Here is a 19,795-nt window from a genome sequence, read left to right as displayed (position 1 = left end):
TAAATGCTTATAAAGGCTGCACCTTTTGTCCAGGTACAACCCGGTGCGTTCCATTGGCAACGATGCGATCGCCCGGTTGCAAAGTGCCTCGCACTAAAACCCGATCACCAGTTTGATGCAAAATTTCTACCGCTTTTTCTTGGAGGGTGTAACTGTTGCCATCCCTACCATTCAATGGGGTCACTACATAGCAATTCCATAGTCCTCTAGTTCCCTGAGTCAGTGCCTTGATCGGTAGCCAAAATCCATTAGTCGGCACGCTCTGAGTTAACTCAACCCGCGTGGTTTGCCCCGGAGGTACTTGAGATGCTGTGACCTGCTGGATCTGAAAAACCACCGTTTGCGTACGCGTATTGGTATCTATTTCCGGCAAGATAGATACAATCTTGGCAGGATAAGTCTGTTTCCCCATCTTGATTTGTTCAGTCGCACCGACCCGAAGTTTTGCGGTGGTTTCCCTGGGAATCCCAATCCGGGCTTCAGGGCTGACTGCTTCAACCAGCTTCATAATTAACTGTCCTGCTTCTACAACAGTTCCCTCATCCACAGATTTTGTCGAAATGATGCCATTAAATGGGGCAAGCAGTGTACTCTTCGCTATCGTCACATCTAAATCAGCCAGACGAGCGTCTAGCTGTTGCATTACCGCCACTTGGGCAGTAATTTGTTCTTCACGAGTCCCATTTTGCAATTTCCTGAGATTGCTACGAGTCTGCTCTAATCGAGCTTGCAAGGCGTTCCTTCCATAGCCAAACTCATCCAACTCTTCCGCAGAGATCGCCCCTTCCTTATAAAGAGACTGACGGCGTGAATATCGCACTTGTTGTAGAGATAATTGCTGCTCTAGGTCTCGGACGGCAGCCTGGGCGGCAGCAATATCTTCACCACGCGGCCCTGCCCTTAGCTCTGCTAATTGTGCTGCGGCCTGTGCTTTTTCTGCTTTCAACTGACGGCGTTGGGTTTGCAAGTTGCTAGTATCTAGTCGCGCCAAAGGCTGACCTGTTGCTACGTGATCGCCCTCTCTCACCAGCACCTCCATCAGTTTACCGCTACGCTCAAAGCCTAAATTACTTGCTCGGTAAGCTGCAATTTTCCCGGTGTAAGCCCTGGCAACTCTGTAACTCGTCACAGGTTGGATAGTAACTGTTTCCACAGGCAACACCTCAACTTTAGTTGCTTGAGTGGCTTGCACATTTTCTACCACGCCTGAGAAACGTTGTTTGACCATCTGCAAACCGAAAATTAGCATGATTCCGCAAATGCCTAGCCCTATCCAAAGACGGGTATGCTGTCTTTGCGGCTGTTGCAAGTCCGAGGCGGTTGTTGGTGTTTCCACCGGATCAGAGTTGGAAGGCATCGAGTCAAAAGTCATGGTTTTACTCAGTGAATTATCAAATGAGCAATAAATTATGAATATGAATCAAACGTATGTTTTATTTATCATTAAAAATTGAGGTAGGCATTTGTCAACGACTCTTGTATTCCTCAAAAAGCCCTTATAGAAAGACACTACTAGGGGGGGAGCTAAGTTTTTCTTTAATGATGCTCATTCAAACGTTGGTCTGATATAATTAAAACGTATGTTTGAATAAATTGCAAGGTGAAAATCTCAAATAGCTAAAAAGCTAGATTCATATAGTCACTCGCAAATTCTCAGTTACAATTGACAAAGTTTGAACTAATGCAGAAAATTGTGGTTAGTCTGACAACTGATACCAAAGAACAAATCATCAGTGTTGCTGAACGCCTTTTTGCCGAGCGAGGCTTTGCTGGAACAACATTACGTAATCTAGTGAGTGAGGCAGGGGTGAACTTGGCTGCTGTTCATTACCACTTCGGTTCAAAGGAAGATTTGTTTCGATCTGTGGTTGCGCGGTTTGCTCGTCCATTGGTTGAGCAAGAATTAGCACTGCTAGAACAGCTTCAGGCAGGGCAGGAAATGCCATCGGTGGAAGCAATATTGACTGCACTAATAAAACCCAATCTAGAAATTTTAGCCCAAGATAAAGATAACCTGCTGGTGCGCGCTCAATTTATGGGGCGTTGTCAAACTGAACCAGAACCAATCAAGAGTATTGCCGCGGGAGAATTTGCTGTGTCTACTAAGGCTTTTTTGGATGTGTTGCAACGCGCACTTCCTGAGCAGTCGCGATCACAGATTAACTGGAAGTTTGATTTGGTAATTGCAGCTTTAATTCGAGTGCTAGCTGAAGCTGGGCAACCATTTGCACTGCTCCAGAACACAAATTCCCAAGATATTCAAAATGCAACAGAGCGACTCGTTAAGTTTCTCAGTCCGGGTATGCAATGTTGAATTAATCTCAGTTCTGATAACTATCAGTAAGGGACTTCCAAAGAATAAATTATTCCAAGAAAAACAAGAGACAGGTTTTCAGAACTTACCCATTGACAAATGAGACAATAAATGAAGTAGTGAGAACGGGAAAAAATAAGCGATCGCTAGCAGTAGGGGACTGGAAAGATAGATAATTTACACTGTCTCTATTGAGGGCATGGACAATCAGAGTAACTACCAAACCATCCACGGCAAAGTGTGACCTCAACACTTACACCCGGATTTCTCACAAAGAAATAAAAAAAAGGGGTCAAAAACTGAGAAAATGTATATATAGAAAGCATTTCAACAGTTATAAAGTATGAGCCGAGTATCAGGTGACATTTATTTTTTATCATCGCCGCGCTTCATGTATCAAATAAATGCCACTTGCTGTGGCTTTTCATCAATGATTTTTTCTTCTTGTGAGAAATCCGGGTTAAGAATACTGGTAATTGTAGCACAAGTATAGTCAGCTAAAAAATTACGTGAATTAGGTGTTAATCCTGATGAATTAGATGATTTGATATAATCATTGATAAACCTGAAAACACAAATACCCACCATGATCATCACCACCCAAGACTACCAAATCACTTGGGAAAAATTACCCGATGATTACATTCTCCCAGATGACCCAGTGGACAACATCTACCAACCAGCCCAAGCCGCAGCCCTAACTGAGAGCCTCCAACTAGCAGGTAAACGTCCTCCCAATTGCCTCACAACAACCAATTACGGTATCTGTGCCACGTTAAACGGCAAAATTGTCGTTAAAGCACCTGACTGGGCTTATATTCCCGAAATCAACACAACAAAGCAAGAAGTCTATCGTAGTTACACACCCCAACTACAGGGAGACATTCCAGTTATTGTGATGGAATTTATTTCCGATACCGACGGAACAGAATATTCCAATAAACCAACTTATCCACCTGGAAAATGGTTTTTTTATGAAAGAATTTTAAAAGTTCCTAACTATATTATCTTTGAACCAGACAGGGGAGAATTAGAAGTTTATCGCTTAGAGAAAAACAGCGAACAATACAAAATAGAAACGCCTAATCAAAACCAACGTTACTGGATAGAGGAAATGAAACTTTATCTTGGTATTTGGGAAGGTACAAGGGAAGGATTCACCACCAAATGGTTGAGATGGTGGGATGAACAAGGAAATCTGCTGTTGTGGAGTTCCGAGTTAGTAGAACAAGAAAAACAACGTGCTGAACAAGAAAAACAACGTGCTGAACAGGAAAAACAACGTGCAGAGAAACTAGCCGCACAACTGCGTGCAGCAGGTATTGAACCAGAAAATTAAAAGTATCGTGGACAATGTCCACCAAATTATAAAACTCTTGTGGTGCGGGCATCTTGCCCGCTCATATTTTACCTAACGGCAATCAAATCTACTGCTATCAATTAATTACAGCAATACACTCAATTTCGACCAACACATCTTTAGGTAAACGTGAAACCTGTACACAAGCACGTGCTGGGGCTGTTTCTAGGTCAAAATATCTACCATAAATTTGATTTACAGTGGCAAAATCATTCATATCAGCTAAAAATATACCAGTTTTAATTACATCATTAAATGTAACGCCAGCTTCTGTCAGAATAGCTTCAATATTTTTCATTACCTGTTCAGTTTGCTTAGTGATATCATCGGTATAAACAATTGTATTTGACCGAGGATCAATTGCTATTTGTCCAGATACAAATAACATTTGTCCAGAAGCTAAAATAGCTTGGTTATATGGTCCAACTGGTGCAGGTGCTTTATCGGTACGGATAACTTGACGAGTCATGGAAATATCTCTTATTTCTTTTGGTAATGGTGCATCTGGTTTCATGAAGTCCAAATCAACATCTGTTGTGTAAACTTCTCCATCTGGCATTATCGCACCTGTGAGGTCAGCTTTGTGAAAGGTTGCACCGTAGATATTTGCGCCGGTTAAATCTGCTCGTCTCAAGTTTGTACCATCGAGATTTGCTCTCATTAAATCAGCTTTTTGCAAATCTGCTCGTTCTAAATTTGTTCCTTGTAAACAAGTTTTTCGGAAATTTACACCATTGAGATTTGCTGCACTCAAATCAGCATGAGCCAGATTTATACCTGATAAATCTTTATTTGCTAGATTAACACCTCGAAGTTTTGATCCTTTAAAATTGGTATTTTTAATTGTGACATTATTTAAGTTATTAGTTTGAATCAAATCACAATTAGTCAAGTCAGCGTTAGTAAAATTTGCAGAGTGTAGAGTAGCACCTCTGAAGTTGACTTTATCCAAGTTAGCATTACTAAAATTTGTACCATCTAATTTTGCTTTGCTTAAATTAGCAGCACTCAAGTCAGCCCAAGTAAAATTTAAACTAGAACCATTCACCAACTCACTCAAATTAGCATTTATTAAAGATGCCCTGGTGAGATTTGTATTGTGAAGATTGGCTTTAGTCAGGTTAGCATCATTCAATTCTACACCTGTTAAATCTGCACTTGTCAGGTCTATTCCACTCAAATCCACACCTTTAAGGTCTACCCCTCTCAGATTTACAGAATGGAATTTCCGTTCCCCAGCCGCGTATTTTTCTAAAAGTTCTTCAGCGTCCATACAGCACCATTAAATACTGATACAAGTATAAAACAACGCCGAACGGTGCAATATAAGTATTTATATTGATATTGTCTAGTGATTATATTACAAAAAAGTTAAATCAAGAGTAAATGAAACCATGAAAATATTCAGCAGTGCTATTATGACCCAAAGAAAAAGACTCAACAGGTATTTCAGTGTTAAACTACCTTCTGAGGCAGTTAAAAGTGAATAGACTGATAAATAATAACTGAATTTACCATAACTGTTAACTAATAATTTAATCATGGCAGATTCTAACCATTACGAAATCCTGAAAATTAAAGCTAATGCCAGCCAAGCGGAGATTAAACAAGCATATCGCCGTTTGGTCAAAATGTTTCATCCTGATAGTCATCAGGAAACGGCTAATCATGAGGAAATTATTAGGATTAATGCTGCTTATGAGGTTTTAGGTGACGCTCAAAATCGTCATCAATACGACCAAAAACTGCGTCATAATTTTCAAAAATCAACTATTCCCAAACCAAAGCGCAATTCTGAGCAAAAACCTTACCGAAAAACCAGACCAACGGGAAGAGATGCTGATGAACAAATTGAAGAATGGTTGCGTCGGGTTTATAAACCAGTAAATAGGATTCTTTTAACTATTCTCAGTTCTTTAGAAGCGCAAATTGAGGAATTAGCCGCAGACCCTTTTGATGATGAGTTGTTAGATGAATTTCAGGATTATTTAGATTCCTGTCGAGAAGATTTGAAGGACGCTCAATTTAAGTTTCGTTCTCTACCAAATCCTCCTAATTTTGCCGCAGCAGCAGCGCATATTTATTACTGTTTGAGTCAAGTTGCAGACGGAATAGAAGAGTTGGCGTATTTTCCGTTAAGTTACGATGAACGTTATTTACACACAGGTCAAGAATTATTTAGGATAGCTAAAAGATTGCATCGGGAAGCGCAAGAATCGGTTAGTTGAAAAATGGTAAGAAATCAGAAATTTTTATACATCAAATATTTAACGGATTGAGACTTATGATATAATGGTATTCATATAGGTTTAAATATTATGGAAAGAATTTCTGTTAACCCACAAATTCACTTTGGTAAACCATGTATATCAGGTACAAGAATTACAGTCCAAAGTATTCTTGAACTTGTGAAAGAAGGACTTTCATTTGAGACAATTATTCAAGAGTATTATCCAGACTTAGAAGTTGAAGATATTCGTGCTTGTAGTTAAACCATGCTCACAATTACAGTATCTCATCAACTATCACCGTACCGCCATTATAGAAATCTATACTAAGATGATAATCTTCAAGTAGGGCAGTCCCAATCAGAGGACGACGACCCATTGCCAGCACAGGAACTTCCCTCTGTTTACCGTTCCAGAGAATATTTGCTAAAAAAACATTGACTGGAACATTAGAATTATCAGCCAGATTTGCATCTATACGAGCGAGGTAGGGTAGCCCCATTTTTGTAATTGCATCTGCTGGTAAAGTCAAGAAACCTTCAAATCCTGTATCAACGACACATCCGATTTCTATATTTAATCCTTCTGATAAATTAAAAATTACATTAATTCGAGCTTGCAGCCCAACTACATTTCCATTTATCACTCTTTTGTCCTGATTAATGTACCACCAACAGCATAAACTGCGTTAAAGCCAATTCTTCCCGCCCAAATTGGTGCATCTGCTTGTTTAGTTTGTAGTTTGCGGCTTGTAATTATTAAATCATCACCAATTTCATATTCTCCTGTTTCTACGTTAATGGAAATAATTTTACCAATATTTTCTGCTGTCTCTATTTGAGAACGGATAATTTGCTCATAGAGTTCTTGGCCACGTTTGGTAATTTCTTCACCAGTCAGTTTAGGGTAAGGCATAGAGCTAATTTACAAATTAAAGTTTTTAGTGAATTCCTACATTCATTCTAATACAGAAGCTAGAATCATGAGTTAATCTCTTCGTGCTGAAAGAATGTTTAATTTAATAAACCACGAAGACGCGAAGAGCGCGAAGTAAGAAGAAAAGAAGATTAGTAATTTTATAGATTGGAAGAGATTAGTCAAATTATTTTAGAGTACAACCAAACCACAAACTAAAAACTACTAAAATCGAGATTTACTATGGGTTTTTGATAACCGATATTTTTATTATCTATAAAATCTACCAAATCTACAATAAAATTCTTAAAAATATAACTTTTAGAATCCCCTGGAATGTAAATACGATATGAAGATTCAGTCCACCCTGTATAATACTCTTCATCAATAGGAATAGGATTATCCCAAGATATAAATTCATGCTTTGTAAGCAATCTAATTTCTCCATCAATATCATTATATCTACAGATTCTTCTCAGTCTATCTTCATTAAAACGATAATAAAATTTACCTCCATGTGCTTCTTGCAAAGAATTTTCATCCATCCTTTCAAGAAGGAAAGCATAAAATTCTCGTGTTATGCGAGGTAACTTGGCAAGTTCCTTAGCTAAAAAATCAAACGCCTGTTTTATATCATCCATTGAGTAATCATCTCCTCCAAAATTATTATGGATGTAATATTCATAATAAACTTTAAGTGAATTTTCATTAAATTTAGGTTTTGCTATTGGCTCAATATAATTTTTGATATTTGTAGCAAATTCACCGTCTTGATTTGGTATCTCTAACTCTATTTTTACCCTGATAACCTCTTTTTTTATGTACTGGTGAATAGATTGTAATTTATCGAGAGGAAGATCAATTACTTCTTTACAAATGGTGTTGATATCCCAAATATTTTCCTTTTTAAAATTTAATTTATTCCAAAGTTCCTTCTTCTCTGCGTAACTTTTCTGTTTGTAGCCAATTATTAGTATATAAATATCATTATATTCTTGAATATTATGTTCCAAAACAGTATTGAGAGTGTCATTAATCTTATCCGATTTTTTTTGTGATGTAATTTGAAATGCTATATGGTTTAAAGCATCACCTAAATCTAAACCAGGCGCATTGCTTCTTTCATTATTGAGATTTTCTAAGTGGAAATCAAGTAGTCTATTCAATATTTCTTTAAAGAAATCCTCAAGATATTTATTTAGGTCTGTTAAGCCTAATTTGCATCTGTTATCCACTTGATGAGCAATATTGGCTAGTTCATCTATTATTTCACCTATAAAATAACCCCTAGTAATCACGCATTGCTCCTTATTATTTACAAAGTCAATAAATAAATTTGTAGTTGTTTTAACTCTAACAGATAAACTAAATGTAGTGTTGTCCACAACGCAGCAAGTTCTACTTAGATGGTTATTATACGAAAATATTATGAAAATTCCCCATTTTATTGACCTAGAAGTCGCAAATTAGATTACACTATGTGAAGTGAAAGATTAAGAAATTTTAAAATCTGTCCCCAGTGTACTCATGCAATGTATTGTCAACCGACGCGCTCAGTTTTCGGCCAGCCATCGTTATTGGTTGCCAGAACTGAGTGAAACCGAGAATGTAGAGAAATTCGGTCTATGCTCGAAATTTCCCGGACACGGACACAACTATGTTTTATTTATTTCTCTGCTTGGGGAACTAGATGAATATGGTATGGTGTTGAACTTGTCTGATGTCAAACAAGTGATTAAACGGGAAATTACCAGTCAACTAGATTTTTCTTATCTTAATGATGCGTGGGCCGAATTTCAACAAACTCTCCCCACCACGGAAAATATCGCCAGGGTGATCTGGCAAAAATTAGCACCGCACTTACCTATAGTAAAGGTGCAGTTATTTGAACATCCTGAACTTTGGGCAGATTATATGGGTAACGGAATGGAAGCACATCTCAGTATTAGCACTCACTTTAGTGCCGCTCATAGACTAGCGCATCCTGATTTGAGTTTAGAAAAAAATACAGAAATTTACGGTAAATGCGCTCGTGTGAATGGACATGGACACAACTACCATCTTGAAGTTACCGTCAGAGGAGAAATTGATCCTCGCACGGGTATGATTGTTGATTTAGGGGCTTTAAATCAGGTAATCGCAGATTATATAGTAGAACCCTTCGATCACAGCTTTTTAAACAAAGATATTCCTTTCTTTGCCAAAATTGTACCCACAGCGGAAAACATCGCTCTTTATATTAGTAATACCTTGCGATCGCCTATTCAAGAAATAGGGGCAACACTTCACAAAGTTAAACTCATTGAAAGCCCCAATAATTCCTGTGAAATTTACGCTGCTGACTCAGACAAAACCTCTGTTAACGCAGTTGTAAATCAACCAGAATTAGCAAGAGTTTAAAATAATTAGATTCCTCGATTTTACAAATAATTCGGGGATCTATTTTATTCATATTTTTATTTACACCTGAGCAGTGACAGTCCGGTGACGGGGACTATTAATAGTGATGGTAGGAGTTTGGAAACCAGCCTCAACTAAAGCTTGCTCAATATCTAAAGTGAAATATTCATCTAAATAAGGTTCGGTACTTTTGAGCAATGTAAAAACGTAGGTGGGCATTGTTTTGTATATCTCTGATTTTGGATTCATGTCCATAATTGCTAAATGACCACCCGGACGCAAAACCCTTCTTGCTTCTGCAAAAATCTTTCTCGTTGCTGATTGGGGTAATTCATGACATACAAGAAAAATAGACACTAAATCATAAGCATTATCTGCTAATCCTGTAGATTCAGCTTGAGCATGAACCCAATTAATATTTGCTTGATGTTGTTGAGAACGATAGTTAGCGACAGCCAAAAAATAGGGAGATAAATCTAAACCAGTAATTTTGGCTTGGGGGTAAATTTCTTGTAGCGCAAAGGAACTCATCCCCACACTACAACCTAAATCTAAAATATCTTGTGGTGGTTGAGCAATAGAACTTTTAAGAATATTGTGGTAACTTTCCCGTAGTTTGGCATCACCTTCAGCTTGGAAATCCTGCCAAATTTTAGCATGGACTGCATAAGCAGCAGACTCTACTTCAAAAGCAGCTTGCCAACTAAGATTTCCCTCTTCATAAGCATGGAAAGAAGTAACATAATATTCTGGATAAGTAATTTTCAGATTTTGCACTTTTGCTAAATCATTTTCCCAATTTCGTGCTTGTAATTTTTCTACTTCTTGATGCCAATGTACACCTATTTTTTTAGCCCGTTTAATCATCATTTGTCTGGCTTGATGCTTGGCCAGGTTAAACAAAGGCTGAATAGAAAGAATACCATTCACTAAGCGGGAAGTTAAGTCAGGAGGAGTTTTGATAGAATTAGTCATAATTTTTGCCAAGTTGAACAGCTTTATTTTACAGCAGGTAACAAAGGACAGAAGTTCAGGAAGTCGGGAGTTCTTTAATCTTGACTTTTGACTTGATTCTGTCCCATGTCCAAGGCCTATTTAGAACTACTTGGTTTTAAAGCTAACAACATTTCCATTTGGAAAGTAGATTTATCGGTGCTATTGACAGTTACACCAAAACCATTGATAGAACCCAGAATAGCATTGATATCTGAGGTAACGGGTTGATCGGCTGCAACAAAACGATTAATCAATGAAGTAGTTTTCTCCATATCCAAGTAAAAATATCCACCGTTGGGTTTTTGTAAAGAACCAGTTACAGCTTTGAATGTCTCGCTCTGATCAAGAGTTTTATCTTTGTTATCTGCTATAGTTGCGGCAATTGGTCCACCAATGGCTACAAATACGGTGTCCTGATCTAACCAACCATGTGCTATTAAAGATCCTTGGAAAGGAGCGTCCCACTCTGTGATATTTTTACCACCCATGTTTTTTTGAGTGACATTCAATGATTGTTTTTTAGCTAGATCATCTAGTTTAGTGAAAGTAGCTTCTGCTGTTTTGCGATCGCTAGTATCAAATACTATCGCACCGCCAAATCCTAGATTTGCCAACCAACCTTGATCGGATTTCACCGCACCTAGAGCAAATTCTCCATTCATCCAACTAAAAATATCTTTATCTAGGTCAAGATTGAAAAATTGTTTTATTTGTCCACGTGCTTGCTCAACTCCCTGTTTAATCTCAGGAGTATCTTTTGATTGTTCTAAAAAAGTTTGCCAACTACCATTAATATTCTGTCCAGTTAATAAGGCAATAGTATCACTGGGAAATTTACTAACTATTTTCGCTGGACTACTTTGATACTGAAATTTGCTTAATTTAGGATCTAAGTTAACTATTGTTTTGAATCGTAATCCTGCATCATCAATACCAATACCAGCTACTAAGGATTTTACTTGTTTTAGTTGTGCTATGGTTTCAGGTTGTAATGGTCTACCTTGAGGGTTTAAAGTTGCTAATTTTTCTGCTGCGTTGGCATGATCTGGGATATAAATTTGAGCCAAGGTATTTTGCAGATCAACACCTTTAGTTAAAATACTACTTGCTCCTTCCTTAGTAGCAAAAGAAGGCTCTCCTGTATATGTGTCAATAGCTTTTTCTACAGTTTGTTTTTCTGGAGCTAACAGTATATGAGTGTTATTTAATACTGCTGCATAAGTAGGCTGATTACTGCCTTGACGAGCAATAATTGTCTGACCTTTGTATTCAGATTCTTGAATTTGAGAATTTTTTTGTTGTTTTAATTTGTTAGCAAAATTTAAAGCCTTGATTTTATCTTTTATACCTACTACCAGTAATATATTTGGTTCTTTTTCCGCCTGAATAGATGTATTTTTCTCAGTTGATGTAGCTGTAGCAGGTGTTGGTGGTAACGCAGCAATCATGACACCACCGATCCAGGGTTTGATGTCTGTATCATAAGAAATATTGCCATCACTGAATAAATCCTGCTGAAAATCTTTTACCCTTGTGGCTACTAAATCTTGAGCCTGTTGAGTGCCAAATTGTTGTAACCTTTGCCAAGATTCAGCATTAGTATTAACATAGGTAGCCATCAAAGCATTAGCAGGTACTATTTTGGCACTACCCATAGGAGTTAAGTTGTTACCACCAGGATTTTTGAAATATAGATAAGCCGCGATACCTCCTGCTACAACTATGACAGCACTAACGACAGGAACTAAAAATTTAGATTTACTTTCAGGTATGGTTTCAGACATGGTTAAAATCCTTATTTACTGAAAAGATTAATTAGTAAGTAGCAACAGTAATAATCGTTTTTAAGGAGTTTTATCACTTATTCCTACAAAATTATCGGCATTTACTGACAAAATTAGTATTTCTACACACTAACAATTTTCTAGGAACTTTAAAAAATACTTCACCACAGTCACAGGGAAATCCGTAAATGATATTCTTGAGTTGATATCCAAAAATAGTCAAATTATAGTCACAAGTTGTTCTAAGCTATAAAAATAATTGGTAATATTTGTACTCAAAGGAAATAGATTGCCTCAATGTACACTGTGGTAATGCAGCGTGATACTAGATACTCTAGTGCTAATCATGTAAAAGTGTAGAATCTTGGATAACATCAAACAGATGGGAATTTGGGATTAACAGGAGGAAATTGATGTAAATCATAACACTCAAGCAACAATCCTGATCAAAGACTATTTTGATTGGGGAGAGGCATCTACGACCAATATTTGTGTATAAGTTTCAGGATTACAAGGTCAGTAACAATCAATGTCGCATTTTTATTTTGATACAGAGAATAAAAGACACAAATCTTTTGAATTACCAGGGGCAAAACCACATTATAATCCCGATAGACCGGGGCAGGTAGAACATATTTTCTTAGACCTCAATTTGGATATTCCCCACCAAAGCTACCATGGTAATTGTAGTATTCGCATCTTACCTATACGTAATAATATTGAAAGTTTGACTTTAAATGCTGTCAACTTAAATATTCAATCTGTCAAAGTGGATGAAGTACCACAGCATTTTGAATATGATGGGGAAAAACTGTGTATTCATCTATCCCAACCCACAAAAATAGATGATAGATTTTTGATTGCGATCGCCTACTCTGTTGAAAAACCCCAACGTGGTATTTATTTTATTCAACCAGACAAACACTATCCCCATAAACCTACTCAAGTCTGGACTCAAGGAGAAGACGAAGATTCTCGTTATTGGTTTCCTTGTTTTGACTACCCAGGACAATTATCTACTTCAGAAATTCGGGTGCGTGTACCCAAACCATTAATCGCTATTTCTAACGGTGAACTGATTGATACGGTAGATGATGGCGAGTATAAAATCTACCATTGGTCACAACAACAGGTTCATCCCACTTATTTGATGACCTTAGCTGTTAGTGACTTTGCTGAAATTCATGATGAGTGGCAAGGTAAACCTGTTACCTATTATGTAGAAAAGGGTAGAAAAGCCGACGCTCAACGTAGCATGGGAAAAACACCCCGCATGATCGAATTCTTGAGCGAAAAATATGGTTATTCGTACCCTTTCCCCAAATATGCTCAGGTCTGTGTAGATGATTTTATCTTTGGGGGAATGGAAAACACCTCCACCACTCTGTTAACAGACCGATGTTTGCTAGATGAAAGAGCATTATTAGACAACCGCAACACCGAAAGTTTAGTAGTTCATGAACTAGCACACCAGTGGTTTGGAGATTTACTGGTGATTAAACATTGGTCTCATGCTTGGATTAAGGAAGGTATGGCTTCCTATTCTGAGGTCATGTGGACAGAACATGAATATGGTGATGATGAAGCTGCCTATTATCGTCTATTGGAAGCTTGCAGTTATTTAAGTGAAGATGGTAGTCGCTACCGTCGGCCAATGGTCACTCATGTTTACCGGGAAGCTATTGAACTTTACGACCGCCATATCTATGAAAAAGGTTCTTGTGTTTATCACATGATCCGAGCAGAATTGGGAGAGGAATTATTCTGGAGAGCTATCCATCGGTTTGTTCAAGATCATGCTCACCAAACTGTGGAAACAGTGGATTTATTAAGATCCATTGAAAAAGCTACCGGACGTAATCTAACTTTCTTATTTGACCAATATGTTTATCGTGGCGGTCATCCCGATTTTAAAGTTGCTTATGCTTGGGATGGAGATAGTAAGTTAGCAAAGGTGACTGTTACCCAAACCCAAGCTAGTGATGAAAAGGATTTATTTGACCTGAAAATTCCCATTGGTTTTGGTTACAAACAAAGGAATACAGATTTACAAGTTTTTACTGTCCGCATCAATGAACGGGAACAAAGTTTTTATTTCCCACTCACAGAAAAACCAGATTTTATTAGCTTTGACGTAGGTAATAATTATCTCAAAACTGTAGTTTTGGAATATCCCATCCCAGAATTAAAAGCACAGTTGGAATTTGATCCAAATCCTATTTCTCGCATCTATGCAGCGGAAGCTTTAGCTAAAAAAGGTGGTTTGGAAATTGTTAAGTCTCTATCCGCAGCTTTGCAAAAAGATCCTTTTTGGGGAGTGCGGGTTGAGGTAGCTAAACAATTGGCAGAAATTAAGTTAGATCAAGCTTTTGATGGTTTAGTAACTGGTTTAAAAGATCAGAGTCCTTTTGTCCGGCGTTCTGTGGTTGAGTCTCTAGCACAAATCAAAACCCATGCTAGTTATAAAGCTGTGAAAGAATTTGTCCAGGATGGAGATGCTAGTTACTATGTCGAAGCTGCTGCTTGTCGTAGTGTTGGCGCAATTGCATCTGCTAACTTAGATGATAAACCCCACGCAGAAAAAGTGATCAAGCTCCTCAAATCTGTTTTAGAAGAAAAGGCAGGTTGGAATGAAGTAGTCAGAAGCGGCGCGATCGCAGGTTTAGCTGAATTCAAAACCTCAGAATCAGCCTTAAATCTACTATTGGAATACAGTAAACAAGGTGTGTCCCAAGCATTACGTTTATCTGCTATTCGCGCTTTAGGTAAAATCTCCGTTGGCCAAACTCCTGTGAATATAGAAAGGATTTTAGACCGATTATCAGAAATAGCCAAAGAAACCTTCTTTTTAACCCAAGTAGCAGTAGTGACAGCTTTAGGACAAATGGAAATCCCCAAAGCAATTGGTATTCTCCAAGCTTTAGCCAATCAAACCGCTGATGGGAGAGTTCGTCGTTACGCTGACGAAGAAATCTCCAAAGTACAAAACAACATCGGGACTGAAAAAAGTTTCCGGCAGATGCGTGAAGAACTCAACCAAATAAAACAACAAAATCAAGAACTCAAAAGCAGGTTAGAAAATTTGGAGGCTAGAACAAAATAGGTAGAAAACCTACTTAAAATTACCGCCACCATAACCGTAAGGTTCGGTGGTTGGTAATAGTTATTTCGGCAAACATCCTTTTCTGCGTAAATGTTAATTTTTTAAACTAAATAAAAGTAAACAAACGTGAATCAATATTTATGTTTACTTCTAATAATTATTAAGAAAAGATAAAATACTCTTATCTGGATTGTCTCAAGAGAGAAAGTTGTACTTTTATGAAGTATAATTAAGAAATAAATAAATTCTAGGCAGTAAAAGTAGGCAAAACTTGCCCGATAGCACCTAAACATGAGTCTAGCTAAATTTCTAACTTTAGCTAGAAATAACAGAACTTTGCCATCTACCCTTGAGAGTAGATAGCGAGACAAGCTGATAATAGGGTTAGCGCTATCAACCGTAGAGGTAAAAGAGCAATAACTAGACTGCATAGAAATTACTGATGGTAGTAGTAATACTTAGATACTAATCATTGCCTTGACTAACAACTAGCTTGTGAGTCGGTGTGCAAACTACCACAGTTGTCTGATCAAAATCCCAGTTGTAGAGGCAAATAAAGGCGTGGGTCAGTATCAACCTGCTCAACTAAAGCAGTATAATCCAGACACGATCACCCGTTACTATCGTTACCGTCCCTGGTTAGCTTGGGGCAGACTGCTAAAAATCATCTTCTCTTTTGCAGGCTTTATACTCAGCCTCAAGTGGGATGAATGGCAAAATCAAGTTGAGCAGAATCAGGGTAAACGAGCTATCCAACTACGACAACTGCTCACCCGACTAGGACCAACATTTATTAAAGTTGGCCAAGCTCTTTCCACTCGGCCAGACCTAATTCGTAAAGACTTTCTAGAAGAACTTGTGAAGCTACAAGATCAGTTACCACCTTTTGATAATGACTTAGCGCGGCATATCATTGAAACTGAACTTGACAGATCCATAGACGAGATATTTAGTGAACTTTCACCTCAACCCGTAGCCGCAGCTAGTTTAGGTCAAGTTTACAAAGGCCGCTTAATCTCTGGTGAAGAAGTAGCAGTAAAAGTACAACGTCCCCACCTACGTCCAGTCATCACCAAAGACTTATATCTAATGCGCTGGGCAGCTACTTGGCTTAGTCCGTGGTTGCCCCTAAATCTTGGCCATGACTTAACATTAATTGTAGATGAGTTTGGCACAAAGCTATTTGAAGAAGTTGATTACATTAATGAAGGTCGTAACGCAGAAAAGTTTGCCAGTAACTTCCGCGACGATCCTCATGTAAAAGTCCCTAGTATTTATTGGCTTTATAGCAGCACCCGTGTATTAACTTTAGAATGGATTAACGGGTTCAAACTTACAGACACAGAAAGTATTCGCCAAGCAGGGTTAGATCCTGAAAGCATTATTCAGATCGGTGTAACGTCTGGTTTACAGCAATTATTAGAATACGGCTTCTTTCATGCAGATCCCCATCCAGGTAATTTATTTGCTATTGGCCAAGGTAGTATGGCTTATATAGACTTTGGCATGATGGATCAGTTAGAGGAAAGCACAAAAGAAACATTGGTAGATGCTTTAGTTCATCTTGTGAACAAAGATTACGCTGACTTAGCAGAAGACTTTGTCAGACTGGGTTTTCTGGCACCACAAACTAACATTGCTCCTATTGTGCCAGCATTAGAAGCAGTGTTAGGAAATGCCATTGGCAAAAATGTGGGTGATTTTAACTTTAAAACCATCACCGACGAATTTTCGGAATTGATGTATGAATATCCTTTCCGAGTTCCTGCCAAGTTTGCTTTAATTATTCGTTCCTTAGTTACCCAGGAAGGTATTGCTTTAAGCCTCAACCCCGACTTTAAAATTGTGGAAGTAGGTTATCCATACATAGCACGACGGTTATTAACTGGAGAATCTCCCGCATTAAGACGACGGTTATTGAATGTACTATTTAAAGATGGTAAATTCCAATGGCAGAGGTTAGAGAACTTAATTTCCATCGCCCGTAGTGATCAGCAATTTGATGTTGTACCTACTGCCAAAATGGGCTTGCAATATCTACTCTCAGAAGAAGGTAGATTTTTACGTCGTCAGTTGGTTTTAGCAATAACTGAAGATGATCGTTTACATACTGATGAAGTACAGCGTTTGTGGGAATTAGTCAAAGATGACTTACCACCAAATCGCTTATTAAATGTAGCTGTCGGAATTTTAACAGAGTTCTCACGGGAAAGTGTAGCTGCAATTCTACCAAAAGCTACATCTTTTATTTCCGTTGCTAATAACCAAACACCAAATCAAAATTAATTTAATAACAATCAGGATTTTTCATGTATTACTACCCTTTACAACCACCCTATATTTTGTTACTGGTTGGCTTTCTTACTGCATTGACTTCTGGTCTTGCTTTATCTGGAACATTAAAAGTAATTGTCGAAAAATGGCCAAGTGACAATAAAGAACCAATCAAATCTAGCACTTCTTTAAAACAGTTAATAGTGCCATTTATTGGTATCACGGGAGGCGTTTGTTTATTTATGTCTTCTGGGTTAGAAATATTTGGCTTTCCTTCTGTCTTAGCTTTAGGTATTGGTTTACCTTTAAGTTTGGGAACTTGTGTGTTTGTATGGTTTCAGTTAGGGAGTTTGCTGGAATTTGTTAGTAGTCGCGGAATGCAATCTTTAGATTTAGATTCTTGGTCATAAAAATAAAATACCCCTTCCTAATTTTTTGAGGATGGGGTTTCTATTGAATACTGTTATTAAAGACTAATTTATAGTTTTAATTTATTTTTGATATTTTTAAGAGTCTTTTTCAATAGACTTTGTTTAACTGGTTGAGGAGGAATATAAGCAGGTAAATTAGGGTTTAAATTACGGTAATGCTCCCAAATTTTCCAATAAGGGCAACCTGGTTGAATTTTGATCCCCGCCCAATGTAAATATTGCAAAGGTTGGTTAACTGTGGGATCAAATAGTAGGTTTTCTTGAGTCTGGAAATGAGGAGTTCCTGCCCAATTTCCTGGACCCTTACCTTCTCGACGGACAATATTAAAACGGCGAGGTATTCGCTTTAATAGCATATAATTGATAATTGGTTGGTCAGAAGTCTTTTCAGAAAAATCAAAATATTCTGTATTTGCTGCACATTCGGAAAAGATTTCATATAGTTCTTGTTCGGAAATTAAATTTTTCTTAGAACCCCAAAAACCCCCGTTGAAAATCTCCTTTACTTCGGTTTCTGTAAATACTTTATCTTCTAAGACTTTAGGACTAAAAACGTTTTTTATTCCTCCTAAATGTTGATAATCACAACATATAAAGTCAGTATTTTCTAAGTAGTTCAGGTTATCAATGATTTTTTCAAAGACAACGATATCAGTGTCAATATATAAAAAATCATCAAATGGACCAAACCAGCAAGCTTGTTTACGAAATTGATTAGGACGAGCAAAAAATTTACCTCCGAAAGTCTCGTGTAGCTTGTGGGAAAGACGGTCAATAAAATCTAAGTCTTCATAGACTTTTACACCATAATGTTGATTGAGAGTATCAGCGATCGCATGATAATTATCATCGTAAGGGATCATGACAATGGGGGTTTCAGAATCATGTAATCGGATACTATTGAGTAATGCGATCGCTTGCTCTGTCACCTTATCATTAGCAATGATATAAATTCCTCTGTTCATTGAATGTAACCTCTATTTTTTAGCTAACCCTAACTTTCTCAAAATCTTTGTACCTAGACTGGGAGGAGCATTATAAGCTTTGGCCTTAGTTGTAAATTTTGGACGTTTTTCTGGTTCGTGTAAATAACGATAGTGTAAGAAAATATCCCGATAAGGAAAATCAATATTTTCACCATTACAAACTTTACTGAATAATTTAGAAGATAAGCCAATATAGTGTAAATAAGTTAATCTGTTACCTTTGTCGTACAAAACCTGATCTATGTTTTCAAAATGCAGAGAACTGACAGCATTACCTGTAGCTGTTCCAGTAGGTAAATTAAGTGCAAAGTTATAAAATGAGACGTTATTTTTCATTCTCATATAATTGAGAACAGATTGATTGGGAGCAGACATATATAAAATATCTGATTCTCCTGACTGTAGTTCTGAGATTATCCAGTCTCTTTGCTCCGGTGGGAACATTCCCCTTTTTGATGCGTAAAATCCTGAACAAAATATTTCGGAGTTAATTCTTTCTTGACTAAATATTTCTATAAGTTTCGGAGAGGATAAGTTATAGATATGACTAGGATCTTTATATTGGAAGTCATATACTACAAAATCATGATGATCTAATTGATCAAAAATGAAGTCTAAAGGTTGCATTACTAATGTATCTGCATCCAGGTAGATAAATTTTTCAAAGTTACTGTCTAGATCAAATGCACAATATCTTCTATTTTCTCCAACACGATAAAATTTAGTGGTAATGCCTTGTTCTCGCCAATTTTGAATAGCTTTGGGATGAGATTCCCATACTTTCAGAGAGAATTCTTCCCAACGAGCAAAGATGTCTGGATCATTGAATAAGGTGACATTTGGTCTTTTTTCTACTTCTGCTCGTACTTTTTCTATCTGATCATTATAAGCAATTACACAGACAGGAATATTTGCACCACCATTAACTTCAATGCTATTGAGTAGGGCAACCAGTTGGTTGTAAACATAATCATTGGCTAGTGTATAGATTCCATTTTTCATTT

General features: G+C 37.4%; 18 protein-coding genes. 8 read left to right on the top strand and 10 right to left on the bottom strand.

Annotation, left to right across the window (positions count from 1 at the left end; translation table 11 throughout):
- Positions 1–7: 7 nt before the first annotated feature.
- Positions 8–1,192 (bottom strand): efflux RND transporter periplasmic adaptor subunit, encoded by a 1,185-nt coding sequence (locus WJM97_RS09950; RefSeq protein WP_353932876.1) that lies wholly within the window; start codon positions 1,190–1,192, stop codon positions 8–10.
- A gap of 489 nt (positions 1,193–1,681) precedes the next feature.
- On the opposite strand from WJM97_RS09950, the gene WJM97_RS09945 reads away from it, so the two are divergent.
- The gene (locus tag WJM97_RS09945) at positions 1,682–2,314 is read left to right on the top strand and encodes a TetR/AcrR family transcriptional regulator (protein WP_353932875.1); all 633 of its coding nucleotides are present in this window, start codon (positions 1,682–1,684) and stop codon (positions 2,312–2,314) included.
- Between the two features lie 396 nt (positions 2,315–2,710).
- Here WJM97_RS09945 and WJM97_RS09940 read toward each other — a convergent pair whose 3' ends face one another.
- Positions 2,711–2,902 (bottom strand): hypothetical protein, encoded by a 192-nt coding sequence (locus tag WJM97_RS09940; protein ID WP_353932874.1) that lies wholly within the window; start codon positions 2,900–2,902, stop codon positions 2,711–2,713.
- Between WJM97_RS09940 and WJM97_RS09935 the strand changes: the two genes are divergently transcribed.
- Entirely contained in the window at positions 2,901–3,653 is a 753-nt protein-coding gene (locus WJM97_RS09935; protein ID WP_353932873.1) for a Uma2 family endonuclease, read from the top strand. The genes WJM97_RS09940 and WJM97_RS09935 overlap by 2 nt on opposite strands.
- Positions 3,654–3,750: 97 nt before the next feature.
- Here the strand turns inward: WJM97_RS09935 and WJM97_RS09930 are convergent, their stop codons facing one another.
- A complete protein-coding gene (locus tag WJM97_RS09930; RefSeq protein WP_353932872.1) occupies positions 3,751–4,947 on the bottom strand; it encodes a Rid family detoxifying hydrolase in 1,197 nt (398 codons plus the stop codon).
- Between the two features lie 268 nt (positions 4,948–5,215).
- Between WJM97_RS09930 and WJM97_RS09925 the strand changes: the two genes are divergently transcribed.
- Both WJM97_RS09925 and WJM97_RS09920 read left to right on the top strand, forming a co-directional pair.
- Complete coding sequence (locus WJM97_RS09925; RefSeq protein ID WP_353932871.1) at positions 5,216–5,902, top strand: DnaJ domain-containing protein; 687 nt, start codon at positions 5,216–5,218, stop codon at positions 5,900–5,902.
- A 90-nt stretch (positions 5,903–5,992) separates the two neighbouring features.
- Complete coding sequence (locus WJM97_RS09920) at positions 5,993–6,166, top strand: DUF433 domain-containing protein (RefSeq protein ID WP_353932870.1); 174 nt, start codon at positions 5,993–5,995, stop codon at positions 6,164–6,166.
- Between the two features lie 13 nt (positions 6,167–6,179).
- On the opposite strand, the gene WJM97_RS09915 is transcribed toward WJM97_RS09920, so the two are convergent.
- From WJM97_RS09915 to WJM97_RS09905, 3 genes are all read right to left on the bottom strand, one after another.
- Positions 6,180–6,548: a clan AA aspartic protease gene (locus WJM97_RS09915; RefSeq protein WP_353932869.1), complete on the bottom strand. Its 369-nt coding sequence runs from the start codon at positions 6,546–6,548 to the stop codon at positions 6,180–6,182.
- On the bottom strand, positions 6,545–6,817 hold the full coding sequence (locus WJM97_RS09910) for a hypothetical protein (protein ID WP_353932868.1): 273 nt from the start codon (positions 6,815–6,817) through the stop codon (positions 6,545–6,547). The genes WJM97_RS09915 and WJM97_RS09910 overlap by 4 nt, the downstream gene beginning before the upstream one ends.
- A 215-nt stretch (positions 6,818–7,032) precedes the next feature.
- Complete coding sequence (locus WJM97_RS09905) at positions 7,033–8,202, bottom strand: SMEK domain-containing protein (protein WP_353932867.1); 1,170 nt, start codon at positions 8,200–8,202, stop codon at positions 7,033–7,035.
- Between the two features lie 142 nt (positions 8,203–8,344).
- On the opposite strand from WJM97_RS09905, the gene WJM97_RS09900 reads away from it, so the two are divergent.
- Positions 8,345–9,217: a 6-carboxytetrahydropterin synthase gene (locus WJM97_RS09900; protein WP_353932866.1), complete on the top strand. Its 873-nt coding sequence runs from the start codon at positions 8,345–8,347 to the stop codon at positions 9,215–9,217.
- A 60-nt stretch (positions 9,218–9,277) separates the two neighbouring features.
- Here the strand turns inward: WJM97_RS09900 and WJM97_RS09895 are convergent, their stop codons facing one another.
- The gene (locus WJM97_RS09895; RefSeq protein ID WP_353932865.1) at positions 9,278–10,192 is read right to left on the bottom strand and encodes a class I SAM-dependent methyltransferase; all 915 of its coding nucleotides are present in this window, start codon (positions 10,190–10,192) and stop codon (positions 9,278–9,280) included.
- A gap of 116 nt (positions 10,193–10,308) precedes the next feature.
- The gene (locus WJM97_RS09890; protein WP_353933140.1) at positions 10,309–11,985 is read right to left on the bottom strand and encodes a DUF3352 domain-containing protein; all 1,677 of its coding nucleotides are present in this window, start codon (positions 11,983–11,985) and stop codon (positions 10,309–10,311) included.
- A gap of 541 nt (positions 11,986–12,526) precedes the next feature.
- Here WJM97_RS09890 and WJM97_RS09885 point away from each other — a divergent pair.
- From WJM97_RS09885 to WJM97_RS09875, 3 genes are all read left to right on the top strand, one after another.
- On the top strand, positions 12,527–15,100 hold the full coding sequence (locus tag WJM97_RS09885; protein WP_353932864.1) for a M1 family metallopeptidase: 2,574 nt from the start codon (positions 12,527–12,529) through the stop codon (positions 15,098–15,100).
- A gap of 561 nt (positions 15,101–15,661) precedes the next feature.
- The gene (locus tag WJM97_RS09880; protein ID WP_353932863.1) at positions 15,662–17,386 is read left to right on the top strand and encodes an AarF/ABC1/UbiB kinase family protein; all 1,725 of its coding nucleotides are present in this window, start codon (positions 15,662–15,664) and stop codon (positions 17,384–17,386) included.
- A gap of 23 nt (positions 17,387–17,409) precedes the next feature.
- Positions 17,410–17,784: a hypothetical protein gene (locus tag WJM97_RS09875; protein WP_353932862.1), complete on the top strand. Its 375-nt coding sequence runs from the start codon at positions 17,410–17,412 to the stop codon at positions 17,782–17,784.
- Positions 17,785–17,852: 68 nt separating this feature from the next.
- Here the strand turns inward: WJM97_RS09875 and WJM97_RS09870 are convergent, their stop codons facing one another.
- Both WJM97_RS09870 and WJM97_RS09865 read right to left on the bottom strand, forming a co-directional pair.
- Entirely contained in the window at positions 17,853–18,770 is a 918-nt protein-coding gene (locus WJM97_RS09870) for an Npun_R2821/Npun_R2822 family protein (RefSeq protein ID WP_353932861.1), read from the bottom strand.
- Positions 18,771–18,782: 12 nt separating this feature from the next.
- Positions 18,783–19,793, bottom strand: a complete 1,011-nt coding sequence (locus WJM97_RS09865; RefSeq protein ID WP_353932860.1) for an Npun_R2821/Npun_R2822 family protein — start codon at positions 19,791–19,793, stop codon at positions 18,783–18,785.
- Positions 19,794–19,795: the final 2 nt, after the last annotated feature.

The sequence above is a fragment of the Okeanomitos corallinicola TIOX110 genome, from assembly GCF_038050375.1.
Taxonomy (GTDB): Bacteria; Cyanobacteriota; Cyanobacteriia; order Cyanobacteriales; family Nostocaceae; genus Okeanomitos; species Okeanomitos corallinicola.
This window is presented reverse-complemented; position numbering and strand designations above follow the sequence as displayed.